This window comes from Nitrospira sp. Nam80, from assembly GCF_965152575.1.
Map to the genome: position 1 here is coordinate 3,645,649 of NZ_OZ224216.1, position 15,725 is coordinate 3,661,373.

Annotated in this window: 14 protein-coding genes; 7 read left to right on the forward strand and 7 right to left on the reverse strand. The window is 56.9% G+C overall.

Annotated elements, in window-relative coordinates; translation table 11 throughout:
* Window positions 1–141: 141 nt before the first annotated feature.
* The 6 genes from ACWGXE_RS17230 to ACWGXE_RS17255 all read left to right on the forward strand — a co-directional run bounded on the left by ACWGXE_RS17230 (window position 142) and on the right by ACWGXE_RS17255 (window position 5,330).
* Window positions 142–573 carry a Fur family transcriptional regulator gene (locus ACWGXE_RS17230; RefSeq protein ID WP_447599235.1) on the forward strand — a complete coding sequence of 144 codons (432 nt, stop codon included), beginning with the start codon at window positions 142–144 and terminating at the stop codon, window positions 571–573.
* 112 nt (window positions 574–685) lie between these two features.
* Entirely contained in the window at window positions 686–1,711 is a 1,026-nt protein-coding gene (locus ACWGXE_RS17235; protein WP_447599237.1) for an extracellular solute-binding protein, read from the forward strand.
* Between the two features lie 14 nt (window positions 1,712–1,725).
* Window positions 1,726–3,312: an ABC transporter permease gene (locus ACWGXE_RS17240; RefSeq protein WP_447599238.1), complete on the forward strand. Its 1,587-nt coding sequence runs from the start codon at window positions 1,726–1,728 to the stop codon at window positions 3,310–3,312.
* Window positions 3,313–3,336: 24 nt separating this feature from the next.
* Window positions 3,337–4,458: an ABC transporter ATP-binding protein gene (locus tag ACWGXE_RS17245; protein ID WP_447599240.1), complete on the forward strand. Its 1,122-nt coding sequence runs from the start codon at window positions 3,337–3,339 to the stop codon at window positions 4,456–4,458.
* Between the two features lie 82 nt (window positions 4,459–4,540).
* On the forward strand, window positions 4,541–4,966 hold the full coding sequence (gene exbB / locus ACWGXE_RS17250) for a TonB-system energizer ExbB (protein WP_447599242.1): 426 nt from the start codon (window positions 4,541–4,543) through the stop codon (window positions 4,964–4,966).
* Window positions 4,956–5,330 carry a biopolymer transporter ExbD gene (locus ACWGXE_RS17255; RefSeq protein WP_447599243.1) on the forward strand — a complete coding sequence of 125 codons (375 nt, stop codon included), beginning with the start codon at window positions 4,956–4,958 and terminating at the stop codon, window positions 5,328–5,330. Before exbB ends, ACWGXE_RS17255 begins: the two co-directional genes overlap by 11 nt.
* 133 nt (window positions 5,331–5,463) lie before the next feature.
* Here ACWGXE_RS17255 and ACWGXE_RS17260 read toward each other — a convergent pair whose 3' ends face one another.
* From ACWGXE_RS17260 to ACWGXE_RS17275, 4 genes are all read right to left on the reverse strand, one after another.
* Window positions 5,464–6,420: a glycosyltransferase gene (locus tag ACWGXE_RS17260; RefSeq protein ID WP_447599244.1), complete on the reverse strand. Its 957-nt coding sequence runs from the start codon at window positions 6,418–6,420 to the stop codon at window positions 5,464–5,466.
* A gap of 217 nt (window positions 6,421–6,637) precedes the next feature.
* On the reverse strand, window positions 6,638–8,749 hold the full coding sequence (locus tag ACWGXE_RS17265; RefSeq protein ID WP_447599245.1) for a hypothetical protein: 2,112 nt from the start codon (window positions 8,747–8,749) through the stop codon (window positions 6,638–6,640).
* A gap of 26 nt (window positions 8,750–8,775) precedes the next feature.
* Window positions 8,776–9,702: a glycosyltransferase gene (locus ACWGXE_RS17270; RefSeq protein ID WP_447599246.1), complete on the reverse strand. Its 927-nt coding sequence runs from the start codon at window positions 9,700–9,702 to the stop codon at window positions 8,776–8,778.
* Complete coding sequence (locus tag ACWGXE_RS17275) at window positions 9,699–11,183, reverse strand: lipopolysaccharide biosynthesis protein (RefSeq protein ID WP_447599247.1); 1,485 nt, start codon at window positions 11,181–11,183, stop codon at window positions 9,699–9,701. The genes ACWGXE_RS17270 and ACWGXE_RS17275 overlap by 4 nt, the downstream gene beginning before the upstream one ends.
* 68 nt (window positions 11,184–11,251) lie before the next feature.
* Between ACWGXE_RS17275 and ACWGXE_RS17280 the strand changes: the two genes are divergently transcribed.
* Window positions 11,252–12,235: a hypothetical protein gene (locus tag ACWGXE_RS17280; RefSeq protein WP_447599248.1), complete on the forward strand. Its 984-nt coding sequence runs from the start codon at window positions 11,252–11,254 to the stop codon at window positions 12,233–12,235.
* Here the strand turns inward: ACWGXE_RS17280 and ACWGXE_RS17285 are convergent.
* From ACWGXE_RS17285 to ACWGXE_RS17295, 3 genes are read right to left on the reverse strand one after another with little or no spacing between them, the layout of a single operon-like run.
* Window positions 12,162–13,136 carry a glycosyltransferase family 2 protein gene (locus tag ACWGXE_RS17285; RefSeq protein WP_447599249.1) on the reverse strand — a complete coding sequence of 325 codons (975 nt, stop codon included), beginning with the start codon at window positions 13,134–13,136 and terminating at the stop codon, window positions 12,162–12,164. The genes ACWGXE_RS17280 and ACWGXE_RS17285 overlap by 74 nt on opposite strands.
* A gap of 23 nt (window positions 13,137–13,159) precedes the next feature.
* Entirely contained in the window at window positions 13,160–14,218 is a 1,059-nt protein-coding gene (locus tag ACWGXE_RS17290; protein ID WP_447599250.1) for a Gfo/Idh/MocA family protein, read from the reverse strand.
* 14 nt (window positions 14,219–14,232) lie between these two features.
* Entirely contained in the window at window positions 14,233–15,705 is a 1,473-nt protein-coding gene (locus tag ACWGXE_RS17295) for an NAD(P)/FAD-dependent oxidoreductase (protein ID WP_447599251.1), read from the reverse strand.
* Window positions 15,706–15,725: the final 20 nt, after the last annotated feature.

The window sequence follows — 15,725 nt, forward strand, 5'->3', positions numbered from 1 at the left end:
CGCCGGGGCCGGTCACGCCGGGCGCAATGCCTCCACAATCAGGCGGCAAATCTGATCTCTTTCTGAGAGGCCGCAAGAGGCACTTGACCAAGCATGCCATTTCGTCTTTTAATAAACGGTCTTTGGCTCATGGAAACTCGGATGAACAAGAGCATGAAAGAAATGGAGACCTTGAGGGAGCACCTCGCCAAGCACCAATTGAAGCTCACCCGCCAGCGCGAACTCATTCTCACCGCCTTCCTCAAGCAGGAACACGTCACGGCCGAAGCCATGTACCATCAGCTCGCCAAGAAAGATCCCCATCTGGGCCTGGCGACGATCTACCGCACGTTGAATCTCTTCTGCGAGGCCGGCTTGGCCCAGGCGCGGCACTTCGGCTCTCAAACCCAATATGATAACGTGTCACACAAGGGGCATCACGATCATCTGATCTGCACCGGCTGCGGGAAGATCGTGGAGTTTGAGAATTGTGAAATCGAGCGCCTGCAAGAGGAGGTGGCGTCCAAGAATGGATTTATAATCCAGACGCATAAATTGGAACTGTACGGGTTGTGTTCCCACTGTCGCCATTGACCCGCCACGACATTTCCGATAACCGGAGCGCGTTCCTGGTCGTCACCAGCTCTTGCCCTCGCTTACCCATCACGTCGAAAGAATGTCCGACACCGGAGGAGCAATGTTCCATATGACTCATCGGCGATTACTATGGTTCTTCATGTTCATTGTGATCTCCGGCTGCCTGGCGATCACGGAAGGCCACACGGAGGCGGCGGATACACTTATAGTATATTCCGGACGCGCGGAGCGATTAATCAAGCCCGTGCTGGACGAATTCCAAGCCAAGACCGGTGTTCAGGTCCAACTGCTTTCATCGGGTACGACGGAGCTTGTGAACCGGCTGAAAGCGGAGGGAGAGCGCAGTCCGGCCGATGTCTTAATCACCAATGATGCCGGCAGCCTGGAATATGCCCGTGAATTGAAGCTTCTTCGTCCTCTGAACCTCCGGGAAGTCGATCGGGCCATTCCCCCTCAGTTCAGAGCGCCGGACAACAGCTGGGTCGGGCTGTCGGGCCGTTTTTGGATCTTGGTGTACAACACGCAACTAGTGAAGGCGGACCAGATCAAATCGTTGCTGGACCTTGCGGACCCCCGCTGGAAGGACAAAATAGCCATTCCCAATGCCGGCAGCGAATATCTCCAGGCCGGTGTCTCGGTCATCAAGGCGACGTACGGCGACGAGCGGACGAAGCAGTTTCTGAGAGGGCTCAAAGCCAATGCGGGAACCCAGGTGTACCAGAAAAGCTCACAAATCGTGGAAGCCGTGGCCAAAGGACAAGCGGCGATCGGCATTGTCAACCACTATTACATCTATCGGCATCTCGCCACCCAGCCCAATGCCCCAATTGCCGCGCTGATGCCGGATCAGCAAGAAGGAGGCATGGGCGCGATCATGAATGTGGCCGGGATCGGCATCACCCGATCTTCCCATCATGTGGACACCGCCAAGTTACTTGTCGAATTTCTGGTCGCGCAGGCCGGCCAGCGGTTTTTTGCGGAACTGAATAAAGAGTATCCTCTGCATCCCGAAGTCCATGCCGACCCGGCTCTTGTCGCGCGCGCGTCTTTTCGAGCCGCCATGGTTCCGCTCGCCCGCCTGGCCGAGCTTCGTGAGCCGACCTTGCTCTTGATCGAACAAGTCGGCCTTCGTTGAGTGGCTCAGCCGCCATGGTGATGACGCTGCGCCGCAGTCTTTTGACTCCTCTCCAATGGATCAGCCTCGGAACCACTGCGCTGCTGGTCTCACCTGTCGCCTACATTACATTCCTGGCGTTCCACGGCAATGCAGCGGTATGGCAGAGACTGTGGACAACCCGCCTGCCGGAGTTGTTGTGGAATACCGTCGCGCTCGCCATGAGTGTGTCCGGCCTGACATTCGTCGTCGGGTTTTCCCTGGCCTGGCTCGTCGTTCGATACGAATTTCCCGGTCGCCGGATATGGGAATGGGCCTTGGTCCTGCCCTTGGCCATGCCGACCTATGTCCTGGCCTATGTCTATGCTCATTTATTCGGCATGGGCGGCCCGGTGGATCAATGGTGGCATAGTCTGTTCGGACCGGACGTCCAGTTGCCGGCGCCTCAGAGCTTTGCCGGGGTCAGTATTATCATGGCCCTGGATACCTTTCCGTTTGTCTATCTCCTGGCCCGCGGGGCATTGTTGAGCCTGAATGTCTCCTATGAAGAAGTTGCCCGTGCGTGCGGAGTCTCCCCTTGGCAAACCATATGGCGAGTGACGCTGCCGCTGATTCGTCCATCCGTCGTGGCAGGGCTCGCATTGGTGGTCCTTTATGTGATTTCCGATTTTGGTGCGATTTCTCTTCTGCGTTATCAGACGTTGACCTATGCGGTGTACCAACAAATGACCGGCCGGTACGATCAAACCGCCGCCGGCATTTTGAGTGTGCTGCTGGTCGTCATGGCCTTATTCTTTCTTGTCATGGAGCGGTGGTTCCGGCGCCGGAGTCGTTTCTATCAAACCAGCGGACGCTACAAGACCATCCAGCGGCGGCGCTGTGGCCTGATCGGCGCATGGACTATCACAGCCTTGGCCGCGCTGCTATGCAGCATCGCGTTCGGAGTCCCGGCCGCCATGCTTCTCCATTGGAGTGTCGCGGCCGTTCAGCAGGGCGCCCTTGATGGTCGGTTTATCGGTTTTGTCTGGAACAGCGCCTTTCTCTCTTGCATAGCGGCCAGTTGCGCTATCATGGTCGGCCTTCCCCTCGCCTACCTTGCCAGCCGCCGTCCGACGCGGTTAAACCTCGCCTGCCTGCAAGCCGCTTATGCCGGCTATGCGCTACCCGGCCCAGTTGCAGCCTTGGCGGTACTGGCTTTGTTTACCGCATTCCTGCCGTTTTTGTATGGTTCCGTGGTGATTCTCATCGTCGCGTACGTCATTCATTTCCTGCCCGCCGGGCTCCAATCGCTCGAACCGGCCATCCAACAAGTCACGCCCAATCTCGAAGAAGCGGGCAGAACGCTGGGCCTGAGGACCCGCGAGACATTGTGGTTGATCACCTTGCCGCTCATTCGAAATGGATTTCTCGCCGGATGGGTTCTGATGTTTTTGCAGACGATGAAAGAATTGCCTGCGACCCTGCTCTTACGTCCCGTTGGATTTGATACACTGGCTATTCGAGTCTGGCTCGAGGCGAGCGAGGAGTATTATCAACTGGCGGCTCCCAGCGCACTGCTGATCGTCATCCTCAGTCTTCCCGCTTTGCTGCTGTTGGTATCCAGAGATTGGCGCAGCGCATAGACGCATAGGGGGATGGAATACCCGGTGGAACCTCGAACCGGCACATGGACCACAACCTCAGCCCCGGTCGAGCCGGCGATCAGCCCGGAGACCATTGTTGAGCTTCGGGGTGTGTCATGCGCCTATGAGCCGGGGCATCCCGCGGTCTCGGATATCTCTTTTGCGGTGCGGCACGGCGAAGTGCTTTGCCTGCTCGGACCGTCCGGCTGCGGCAAGACGACGATTCTGCGTGCGATAGCCGGATTCGAGTCGGTGACAGAGGGCTCAATCACTTTGTCAGGCCAAGTCGTTTCCTCGCCGCACGTGCTCATTCCGGCCGAAGAGCGGCATGTCGGCATGGTGTTTCAGGAGTATGCGTTGTTTCCTCATCTCCGCGTCGGCCGCAATATTGCCTTTGGCTTGCGTCGCGTGCCCCGCGCCCAACGCAAGGCCATGGTGGAAGATCTGCTGAAGCTGACCGGCCTGACCGGACTGGAACGTCGATATCCTCACGAGCTGTCGGGTGGCCAGCAACAACGAGTGGCATTGGCCCGTGCCCTTGCTCCCCAGCCCGTTCTGCTCTTGCTCGACGAGCCCTTCAGCAATCTGGATCCCGATATGGCGACCCGGATGCGCCAGGATCTCCATGATTTGCTCAAACGAACAAAAACCACGGCTATTCTGGTCACGCATGATCACGATGAGGCGTTTGCGATGGCGGATCGAATCGCGGTCTTGAACCATGGCCGCCTGGAGCAATTCGATGTTCCGGAAATCATCTACCACACGCCGTCCACGCCGTTCGTCGCCGATTTCGTCGGGCAAGCGGATTTTTTGCCCGGCATGGTGCGTGGAGAGCGGATCTGCACTGAAATCGGAGAGTTTCCCAATTTGAAACGGCTGGAGGAGGGAATGAACGTCGTCGTGATGATTCGACCCGACGACATTCATGTATCTCCGGATAAAAACGGCATTGCCCATGTCGTCGGGCGGCAGTTTAAAGGATCGGAAAACTTGTACACGGTCCAACTGGCGTCCGGACAGCTGCTTCATAGCAGCGAAGGGTCCTTGCACATTCTGCCGGTCGGCACGGCGGTCAGTCTACGTGTCCTTGCAACCCATACCGTGTTGTTTCCGGCAGCCGAGGATGGAGACGGGCCGACTTGACAACCTTTCCGCTCCCCTGGCATTCATAGATCTGTACACCCTCCAAACCGGAAACATTTCCGCAACCATCGAGGAGCACGCTATGGAGTTTCTACAACACACGGTTGATTATGGAATCATCGGAGTCTTGCTGGCATTGAGCATGTGGTCGGTGGCCGTGGCCATCGAGCGATGGCTGTTTTACCGCCGCGTCGATCTGGCGCAATTTCCAAATCCCCAAGCGTTCGAGATCGCTCTGACCAGGCGATTGGTCGTCATCGGCACGGTGGCGGCCAATGCCCCCTATATCGGACTCCTCGGAACGGTGCTCGGAATCATGCTGACGTTCCATACCATGGGAACCTCGGGTACCATGGCGGTGAATACGATTATGGTCGGCCTCAGCTTGGCGTTGAAGGCGACGGCCGTTGGTTTGCTCGTCGCCATCCCATGCGTGGTGATGAACAATGTGTTGCGGCGGCGCGTTGCGGAACTCATTACACTCTATAAGGTGCAGCATGGAACGTGAGCTGGATCAGATTAATGTCATTCCGTTAGTCGATGTGATGCTGGTACTCCTGGTTATCGTGCTGACCACCGCGACGTTTATCAGCACCGGCCAGATCCCGGTCAACCTCGCAAAGGCAAAAGAAGTGGGCGATCATAAGGATGTCCCGATCGTAATCACGTTGACAGCCGAAGGGATCTTATATCTCAATGATCGAGCCGTCCCAGGGAATGAACTCAAGCCTGTACTGGTATCGCATCCCCGCGAATCTCAGGTGGTCGTGCGCGCGGACAAGGTCACGTTACTCGAGCGATTTGTCTCCGTTGTCGACGATGTGCGAGGGATGGGTTTTCAACAGGTCAGCTTAGAGGTGGTGCGCCTATAAGCGGTATGGCGCGCACGAAGGTGATCCAGGCCCTATTTCATCGCGTTCGGTAATTTAACAGAGACGTCCCTACCCGTACTCGTGATCTTCGCGCAGGGTTTCCTGCTCCCTTCTCTCATGGCGCCCTGGGCCTCTACTTTCGCCCGTTCTTCAATATCCTGCGGGTTAATCGCTCGGGATAATTGAGAAGAAGTTGCGATAAATACCGCGCCGTACTTCTCCACTTCCTTCTCTCAGCGTCTTCGTATATTCTGATCACAAGCCTTTCGCCATAGTAGTTCTTCCAGTGTGTCCTTCCTCGTTTCAGCGCAGCTTCCAAAAACGGGTTGCCTTTGACCACCGGTGCCTGTTTTCTCAAGGCAAGAAGGCACGCTGGCAGCATGACGGCTGGGTCATTGCTCATATTAGCCCCGTGACGGCGATATTCCAGGACCGGTTCAGTATGACACGTGACGGGGAACACATATGTGAGACGAAGATACAGATCATAGTCGCCCGCAGCTTGGTTGGCGGAGTCGAACCCATCGACCGCCAGGAGCGGATCCTTTCGGTAGAGCGCGACCCCGGGATTCCCGATGAAATTCTGCTCGAGGAAATCGCTATACCCATATCTCCGCTGGGTGACAGGATGACAACTCCCTTTTCTCTTACCGTCCCCGTCGATCATATAGAACGTCCCGAATGTTAACGCGCAATCAGGATTGGCCTGGAGACTTCGAATGCCGATTTCAATGGCTTTTGAAAGCAATCGATCATCCGCATCCAGAAAGAGAACATATGAGCCGGCGCTCAGCTTGAGCCCGACATTGCGTGCGGCGGTGACGCCACGATTTCTTTGTTTCACATACCGAACACATTGATACGCTTTGACTACATGCTCGGTTTCATCATCGGATCCATCGTCGATCACGATGATTTCCACCGGCCCATAGGTCTGTTCCATTACACTTTGGATCGCGTCGGGAAGGAAGCCAGCATGGTTGAACGATGGAATAACGACGGAAACGAGTTCCGCTTGGGGGGTAGCGTGGCGTTCAATGGTCCTCGCTCCGTTCAGTCCTTCCTCCTTATTCAACTCAGTGGCGGACAACCTGCGGCTCCCCCTCGGCAAACTCACTAGACAGTGAATGCTGATCGCTTCTTCATCAAAATAAGACCACACCGATCTGCAGAAACGGGGTTCAATCTTCGTATAGTATTACAATGATACTGATAACAGTTATCAATGACGGGAAGATCTTGTCAAGTGCTATGTTTGAGGATTCACACGAGCGGTTCCACAATATTCCGGCTGAGATCCGATCCTCTCACTGCCCGTCATGCCCTACTTCCCGCGCGGCATGCCGTTCCGAGTATGGCATAAGATAAACCCAGTAGCGTTCTTCCTTGAGAATACTCCGCTGAAACGAGGCGAGTTCCAAGGTTCGCACCCCCGCACTCCCGAGGTCATAGCTCAAAATCATGACCACATTGTCATGGTTCACGCGGGCCAAATCCGTTGCCTGCCGTACGACCTCCTCAGGAGTGGCACGCGTTCGCTTGTCTTGCCATCGGATAAACGTGCCGGTCTGTTTGTTTTCAACATAATACATCGGGTGATTGAGATACCCAGCGACCGCTGAGGCCAGGTCAAATTTGCTGCCGACCATGGTGGTTCCCATGAGGCCGCGTCGTTCGATGAATTCTGCCGTCTCCTTACTGGCGGAAAAGGGATAGACTAAGTCAGTAGCGGCGGCTAATCCCCCAGCCACCGTGTGGCCTGCGAATAGCATCGTGACGAATGCCATGTCCGCCCGCCCCGTTATCCTCTCGATACCCTGCCATTGCTTTCGCGCGAGCGAGAGCCACAGGCATCCCACGAAGATGAGAAACACATGGCCCGTATGGCGGATGCCATGATTCACCTTGAGATGTAGAAACAATAAAAGCCCGCCGGTCGCCACGACATAGAGCAGCATAACGGACGGGGTTCGTGCCAGCAGAACGGCCGCAATCCCGAACAGCCCCACCGCCAGCAATGATTGGACATCCCGCGGTTCGAGCACCAGCTGCCCAAGCCGAATAGCCGGCATTTCATCCAAGAGGTTCGAATTCCAAAAGTGCGGGAGGTTCAATGGAAGCGGTACGAACGACCTCCAGATTGCACTCACGGTCTTTTCCAGCGGACTGCCCAGAAGAATCGTGTTCCAGGCCAGCATCCTCGGCGAATTATCCGGAGGCGGAGTACTTTGCATTCCGGCAACGGCGAGGCCGAGACCAAGCACACACACGACTCCCAGAATCAAGGCCGGGGACGTCCTCTGCCGGCAAGCGAATCCCTCGACCAGCAGCCAGCCTCCGAGCGCCACAGCAATGATTGCTCCGAACGCGCTGGTATTGATCATGATCGCGAGAAGAAGGGCGGAAGTCAGAAGACGCCCAGGCGATTTGGTCTGCACGGCGCAGAAGGCGCACAATGCCAACACACCCAATGCATAGTTCCGGCTTACGATAAGGTATTCGTAGAAAGGGAAGTAGCCAAACGAAAGGCAAATCTTCTGCAAGCGGGTGAACGGCGCATGCCGACATAACACGAAGACCGCTGCAACACCGACCATTAGATGGAACAATTGCATGAGGAGGGGATTGTTCGAGAACCGACTCAAAATATACAGACAGAGATACCAGAGAGGCGGATGGCCTTCATATCGCGCATTGCCAAGGAGCTCCGACAAGGTCTGACTGCTCGCGGCAATGCTCCAAGCCTGCAGTTCATCACGCCACATTTCATGATGAAGAATAACCACCAAGCCGATCAGGAAGGCCGTCATCGACACCACGGCGGCGAAGCGCGCATCCGACTCGGTCGGCGAGTTGTCAGCCACTGCAGGCTCCGGTTGTGACCACATAAGCCAGCCGGACAACGTAAGGAGCCCGGCGAAGAGTACAGCCAGAACAGCCGCGAATATGGCGCCGGCTGTATCGATCAATATCGGCCAATTCTGATAGAGTTTCACAGACTGTACGGACAACACCTCCGACCGAGTCGGTGTGGCATGATAACTATCATCGCCGTCCCAGACGTCCACCGGCGCGCCTCCGGCTGTCTTGGTGATCAAAAACCCGTAATTGACTGTCGCTTCTTTCTCCACCCGAAGGATGACCGTAAACGATTTCTCTTTCAGGATCATGGGCGTGGCCATCACTTGTTTACGCATCACAGTCCCAGGAGGCCGGATGTGGTCGCTGACCGGAAGCCATCCATTCACTCCCCAAACGAACAATACTTCCCCCGCGGCGGGAAGTTCGTATCGGATTTCGAGATCGATGAGAGACCCTTGAGCGGGCGCCGGCCAACCCGGGGCCGGGGATAACAGGAATGCGCAGCACAGGAACCCAAGAAATACCCGTATCCGTGAGGCTCTTGCACGAACGCGCATAACCGATTCGCTCCTCACGCCCAGCATCAGGATCGCTCCGGCCGATGCGCCGGTATGTCGCCGCGGCGGCCTGTCACTGCTTCCTTCAAGGCTTGTTCAAAACATCCGGCCGCATTGGCAACTTGCGCCGTCATCAATAAAGAAAAGTCGCGGAGAACGTACCGGGTGAACCCTTTTGACAACGGCGAGCACAGCAACGATTTATAAAACGCCCAATCAGGCCGGAACCGGCCCGTGCCGCGATTCGCACGTGCCGTGTGATAGAGCCACGCTCCTCGGCCATATCCGGCATGTTGATTCCAAAATGAGCGGAAAGTCAGATGATGCGCATGGAAGATAACTGCCTCCGCCGCGTACTGCAAAGGAAGACCTTGTGACCGCCACCGATCACACAGATCACGATCTTCGGAAGTTCTGAAGCCGGCATCGAAGCCGTTCATCGCGTGAAAACGATCCGCTGGAATTGCCATGTTATTGGAGGCAAAGAACTGTGCGTCCAATGGATCTCGATTGTAATGCGCATACACGACGTCGATGATCAGCTGGCTTGCGCTGGCATACGGATTCCTGTGCAAGGCATTGATCGTCCGCCCTCCCACGAGCGCCCTGTCCGTCATAGCAAATTGCGATGCAAATGCTTGCAACCAGTGGGATGCAGGCGCGCAGTCGTCGTCGGTAAAGACAAGGATGTCCCCGTTCGCATGCGAGGCTCCGCAATTGCGTGCGGCGGCCGGGCCGGCATTCGCCTGCCACACCACTTTCATGCGGAGATCTCCGGCAATCGGGTCGAGCAGCGGTTGCAATGGAATAGCGCCTCCATCATCGACAATGATGACCTCGAATCCATCTCGCGGATAATCAAGCGCTGACAGCGCCTGCACGCAGGCGCGCAACGCCTCTGGACGGCGGTAGGTCGGTATAATGATTGAAAACATCGGTCGATAACGGCTCATGGGATGTCTTCTGTACCCTGTTCGGTCACATGCCGGATGTTAATGAGAGACGGATATCCGATAAGCCCCTCCCACCATCCATAGATCGCGATGAGGACGATCGCTACGCTGGGCAAGCCCAACAGTAGCCAGATAGGCCCTGTCGGACCGATCGTCGTCACCCCCCACCCAAGCGCTCCGAGAAATAGTGCGCGGGCCAGGCTTTGGATACGGAGTCGGACCAAGCGTAGAGATTGCGCGACACCATACGCGAAAAGGGTTCCAACCAGCATCGTGCTGCTCGTGACGGCTGCGGCTCCGAGTGATCCCCATATCGGAATCGACCATACATGCCCAACCATCGCAAGCAATACGAGGAGACTCCCGATGGCCGCGGTCCAGTGCAGGTCGCCATTGGCCGTCAAAACAGCCATCAATATTCCCATAAATACCTGCGCCATGGCCCCAACCATGAGCAGCGATACAAACGGCGCGGCCCCTTGGAATGCGGGCCCAAAACACAACACAGCAATGCCGGAAGCCGCCCCGGCCACCATGGCCACCGGCGGCAGCAGACAGAGCACCACTTGAAGCGACTGGCCGGCCGTTTGTCGAAAAATACCCATCTGCCCATCGACCTTCGTTCTGGTCAAGGTAGAAAGGAGGACAGAGGAAACCGCCTGTCCCAAAATTCCGGGAAGGATGGCGAGATTCTGCGCAGCTGCATAGAGGCCGGCCTGTTCGACCGGCATTCCCAATATTTTGATCAGAAACAAATCCATCTTACTGACCAACATGATGCTCGCGGCCGACACCACAAGAGGAAGTGCAATCCGCTTGAGCATCACTCCATCCGAGGTCCCCACCGACCCAACCGGTCCCAGAGCCCAGCGTCCGATCGCCAGTTCAACAATTGAAGCGCCGATACTGGCCATAATCGCGGCGGAAATTGATAAGCCGATCTCAACCGCTATGCCGATCAACACCAATCTTGCAAGCCAACGGCTGGCGCCCGTGAGGGCCCGTGCGGCGAACTGTCCGCGGCCGGTTAGAATGTTTCGATACGCTTGGGCCAACAGAAAAAACGGAAGGTCACAGGCAAAGAGCGCCAGATAGATAAACAACGCCGGCTCGCGCAGCAATTCCGCCAGCGGGTGAGACAAGATCCAGAGGATCGACAGGACCCCCACTGCAAGCGCCAGATGCCAGCCAAGCAGCGTGCGAGCCACGGGACGCCAGTCTGACGCATGACTGAGACTATGAATCGTAGGGCGGGACAAGATTGAGGCAAGACCCCATTCGACGCCGGCGACCAACGACGCCGCGAGCGCAAACATCCCATAACCTTCGGGACCCAGCCAGCGAGTGAGAAGCGCCACGGTCGCGAGGCCGGTTGGGACCATGAGGAGATCGGCAAGACAAATGAGCGCACTGCCGGTCCACAGATTCGACCGCCCATCGAATGCCGATCGGTTGAACTGACCGGTGCGTTGCGCTAGCATGGCCCCCCACCACGATGACACGTCACCAGTCGCCCATTTTGGAGACGAACTCTCACTGGAGCTGGCATGTGCTGGCTGCCTTGGCTGTCTTGCTGCTCGGTGTCGCAATACTGCTTGTTCAGCTTGCCCCGGCACACCAACAATTCGGACAGGCGCAACGGCATGTCCTTGCGACCATCTGCGCCATGCTGGGAGTGGCCTGCCTCATACCATGGTCGCTGCGTCGCCATCTCTCGCGTGACTGGCGCGCCGCAGTGGCTCGGCAACATTCCCCTTGCCCTTCGGCCTACGATATCATTCCAGCCGTTCTTCCTCCTGCGCTCAACACGGCTTCGTGGCTGATACTTATATTGTGGACGGCTTGGGTCGCCTGGACGTTGACGATCAACGATGGCCCGGCGGCCGGCATGACCCTCGAGAACGGCTTGTTGCAGCACCTTACGGTGCTCTGTTATGGCACCGCTGCGATTCTTTTGTTCAGGCTGATGCTCCGGGCTCTTGGACCGGAAGCCACCCCCGGGTTTCGACGCTGGTGGCTTCTCATCCTCGCACTTGGATGTCTGGGAGTGGCGGGCGAGGAGATCAATTGGGGCCAGAGCATCCTCAACTATGAAACACCGGAGTTTCTCGCCCACACGAACATTCAACAGGAGGTAAGTCTCCATAACTTAGAACTTCCAGGACTGCCCGGTCGCCATTGGTCCAACGACATACTGTGGGGGATCTCGCTGTTTGGCGGCGCCATTTTGCCGATCGCTTCGTTGGCAAGCGCGCGGTTTCGACTGATAGCTTGGAGATGGGACATTCCTCTCCCACCCTGGATCAGCCAAAGTTATTTCTTGGCGGCCGCTCTCATCCCCCGCGACGGCAATATGCTGGGGCAACTGAGCCGTGACAACATTCCCTCCGAATTGAGAGAAGTGACGATTGCTTTCGCCATGCTGATCTGGGCATGGGCGTTGTGGCGAGGGCGAATCATTACACCGGCTGATCTTGAGGATCATACGCGCCAAGATGGCGGACCCGATGAAATTCGAATTCAGCGAGTCTAGGCCGGGCCTGTCCGGGACCGGCGCAGTATCCCACGAATTCCCCGAGCGCGCTGATGAAAAGGCCCAACAAGAGCATCGGCAGAACACCGCGAGGAACTTTTTGCCATGCCCCGGATTCTCGGGCCTGCTCAATAATTCGTTTGATCCGTACAAATGGAATCAATGGTGAGGCCATTGCGTACAGGATTCGCCGGCCGGTGCTCCAAGACCGGGATCGAGAAGAAGCAAAGACACGGCCGCTGTAAAATTGCGCCTGAAGCCAGGAGGACAGCCGACCAAAGTTGAGGTGAGCGATTTGGGCGGCCGGCTCCAAATGGAGCTTATACCCTTTCTCGCGCAAGTCCCAATGCAGCACGCTCTCCGCCTCGAGCATGGCTTCGAGCTCGGAACCATACGCGAGAAGCACGCTTTTCTTGTAGCTGCTATTGTGTCCGGGGAGATGCTCGGGGTGTCCGGTTTTCCCAGGATACAGCCAGGGCGCATAGGCAATGAGCAGATCGGCCCAGCTGACGATGCTCCGTGGATTGGCATTGCGGACCACCGGACCGACCGCGGCCCATTCGGCATTGTGCGCTGCCAGCAATGCCTCGGCCCATCCCGGAGCCGGGAAGGCATGATCCTCCGCCAAGGCCACGATCGGCGCTTTCGCCTGCCGGACTCCGGCGCAGTTGGCATAGGCAATAGATTGGATCGGCCCGACCTCCACTACTTGATAGGTCAAGAAGCCGCGTAACTCTTCGGGATCCAACCGCAGATCCTGCTCTCGCGGGACAACTACGACCAGTTCCATGCGATCACGAGCCTGCTGTCGCAGGAGATAGCGAATCGTGGTTCGAATGGTCGCATAGGTGTCTGGGGTGACGAGGATGACAGACAATTCCGGCTCTTGGACTGGTTTCATATGGAAGGCTCCGATTCGATGGGTCAGGTCTTTACAGTGATCGGCTGTCCGATCAACAAGGATTCCGTGGCAGCGACCGCCAACTGCACGGCGCGCCGTCCATCCTCCACGGTGCAGCCGACTCGGGCGCCGGTTCGCACGCAATGGAGGAAATGTCGCCACTGCGCGTCATAGGAGCCGGCAATCTCGCCTCCGCACCTCATCCGGCTGACGGCATACGGCCACGCCACGGCTTTGCCATACGCGCCACGAATGAGGCCGGCGAGACCGGCCCTCTCCGGAGAGTGCTGCAGGCCGTCGTACCGATAGCAGGAGACCTGAAGCCGACCGGCTTCACCATAGCATTCCAGCTCATGGGTCTCGCTTGTGCCGCTTGCGAACACGGAAGAGACCAGTATGCCGTTTGCCATCCGCGCGGACAGCACCGCCGCTTCATCCTGCCAGCGTTCCGAGCGGCCAGAGACGGAGATCTGCTGCACGTCGGATGATAAGAGAAACCGCCATAGGTCGAAATGATGCACGGCAAGATCCTGGATCACGCCCCCTCCAAGAGAACGGTCCCGCCGCCACGCCGGGATACGACCATCATGGCGCAACGCATTTGTGAAGACCGTCCGCATCAGTGAAATCGACCCGAACCGCCCCTCATCGAGCATGGACTTCGCCTGTAGAACCAGTCGATGCCAGCGAAGGTTGAATCCGACTAAGACTTTACGATCCGTCCCTGCGGCGCGTTCCACCAACCGATCCGCCTGCTCGATCGACAAGGTCATCGGCTTTTCGATGAAGACATGCTTGCCCGCATTTATTGCGGCGATCGCAAGATCCGCATGATCGGCGGGGGGGACACAGACTGCTACGGCATCTACTTCTGCGTCCGCGATCACTTCAGACGCATCGGCAAAACAGCGCCGTATATCGAAGCGACCACCGAGTTCTTGCGCACGCTCCAAGTCCCTATCGGCCAACGCCACCACGGCGTAACCGGGAATCCTGCGCAACGCAGGCAGATGCAAGTTGCCGGTAGCCCACCCGCACCCAATGATCCCGAGTTTCAGCTTCCCGTTGAGACCCGTCGGCATGTTGAGACCATGACCTATACCATCCCTGACATTTGCTTCGAGGTGCGGGCCTCTCTCACTTCTTCCAGGTAGTGATCGTGCCCCGAGACCTTCCACGTGGTTTGGCGCTCACCTCGCACGACCCTTTCGGCCGCCTTCATGCCGGTCAGCATTGCATGATCTTGATTGTCGTACCTGTGAAGCCCATTGCGGCCGATGGTATGTGCGTTGTGAAATCGCCTCACATACTGCTCAATGATCGCTAAGGCATCCCGATAGGTGGAATCGTAAATCGGATAAGCTTTTGGCATGCGGAAGACGCAGCCATCTTCAACTTCCTCGGTTCGAATCAATCCGATCTTCGCGCTCTCCCGTGTGCCAAGCGCAACTAGTTGGCTGTCGGACAAAGACCACAAGTCGTCTCCCTCTTGGCAAAAGTATTCCAACCCGAGACTGGATTTCTTCTGGTCCGGCACCATGTCGGGACTCCAGTTCTTGAAGTTTTGTATTCGTCCCACCTTCACGCCCGGATCATGGATATAGATCCAATTGTCGGGGAAAAGGTCGGGGCGATTGACGATGAGGCAAACGGTCAAAAAGTCTCTATAGCGCAAGCGACGAGCCGCAGCGAGCACATCGAGAGGAGCCTCCGGGCGCAGCTTGAAAATGAACTCGGTAATCGGCATGCTCGATATGATTTCGGAAACCGGAACACGCTGCCGGCCGCTATGACACTCCATGACGGCCTCGCGTATTGTATTTCCGTCATGACCTATTTCTATCACGGATGAATTCAAACGAACCGCGCCGCCATATTGGTGAATACGCTCCTGCACCGCGCTCCACATCATGCCCGGCCCGAGGCGAGGATAGGAAAATTCTTCTATAAGCGTGCGAATCCGGCCTTTTCTTCTCCACATCATGTTGAGTAGCGCGGTCTTCAGCGACAGATCTTTGATCCGTTGCGCCGCCCACTCCGCCTTCAGCTCAGAGCAGGATATGCCCCAAACCTTCTCGGTGTACCGCCTGAAGAAAGTTTCGAAGAGCCGTTGGCCGAATCGATTCGTAACCCACTGCTCAAAGGTTTCCTCCCGCCGATGAGGAAAACATTGCCAGTACAGATAGCTCCCGATAACACGGACCGTTTCGCCCAGACCCAGGTGTCCCAATACATTCAACGGGCGTAGCGGATAATGGAAGAACCGCTGTTTATAATATATGCGGGACAAACGCGGCCGAGTAAGAAAATCCTTCCCGAGCATGTCCTCCCAGAATTGTTTCACCAATTCCGAGGTCGTGAAAAAACGGTGACCGCCCATGTCGAACCTGAATCCCTTATAACATTCGGTGCGCGCCATCCCTCCAACGGTGCCGGATCGCTCGGCCACGACCGGTTTCAGACCGCGCCGCGCCAACTCCATTGCAGCCGTAAGGCCGGCTGGTCCCGCACCTATCACTAGAACGGTTCCTTCACTGTGATGTCGCTGTCCCCGCGTTCGACTCTTCATTGAACTCACATGCCACCCAT

Coding starts and splice junctions, on each gene's coding strand:
- ACWGXE_RS17240 (WP_447599238.1), top strand. CDS start 1,726: ATGGTGATGACGCTGCGCCGCAGTCTTTTGACTCCTCTCCAATGGATC.
- ACWGXE_RS17275 (WP_447599247.1), bottom strand. CDS start 11,183: ATGCTAGCGCAACGCACCGGTCAGTTCAACCGATCGGCATTCGATGGG.
- ACWGXE_RS17290 (WP_447599250.1), bottom strand. CDS start 14,218: ATGCCGACGGGTCTCAACGGGAAGCTGAAACTCGGGATCATTGGGTGC.
- ACWGXE_RS17285 (WP_447599249.1), bottom strand. CDS start 13,136: ATGAAACCAGTCCAAGAGCCGGAATTGTCTGTCATCCTCGTCACCCCA.
- ACWGXE_RS17230 (WP_447599235.1), top strand. CDS start 142: ATGAACAAGAGCATGAAAGAAATGGAGACCTTGAGGGAGCACCTCGCC.
- ACWGXE_RS17295 (WP_447599251.1), bottom strand. CDS start 15,705: ATGAAGAGTCGAACGCGGGGACAGCGACATCACAGTGAAGGAACCGTT.
- ACWGXE_RS17255 (WP_447599243.1), top strand. CDS start 4,956: ATGGAACGTGAGCTGGATCAGATTAATGTCATTCCGTTAGTCGATGTG.
- ACWGXE_RS17235 (WP_447599237.1), top strand. CDS start 686: ATGACTCATCGGCGATTACTATGGTTCTTCATGTTCATTGTGATCTCC.
- exbB (WP_447599242.1), top strand. CDS start 4,541: ATGGAGTTTCTACAACACACGGTTGATTATGGAATCATCGGAGTCTTG.
- ACWGXE_RS17270 (WP_447599246.1), bottom strand. CDS start 9,702: ATGAGCCGTTATCGACCGATGTTTTCAATCATTATACCGACCTACCGC.
- ACWGXE_RS17265 (WP_447599245.1), bottom strand. CDS start 8,749: ATGCGCGTTCGTGCAAGAGCCTCACGGATACGGGTATTTCTTGGGTTC.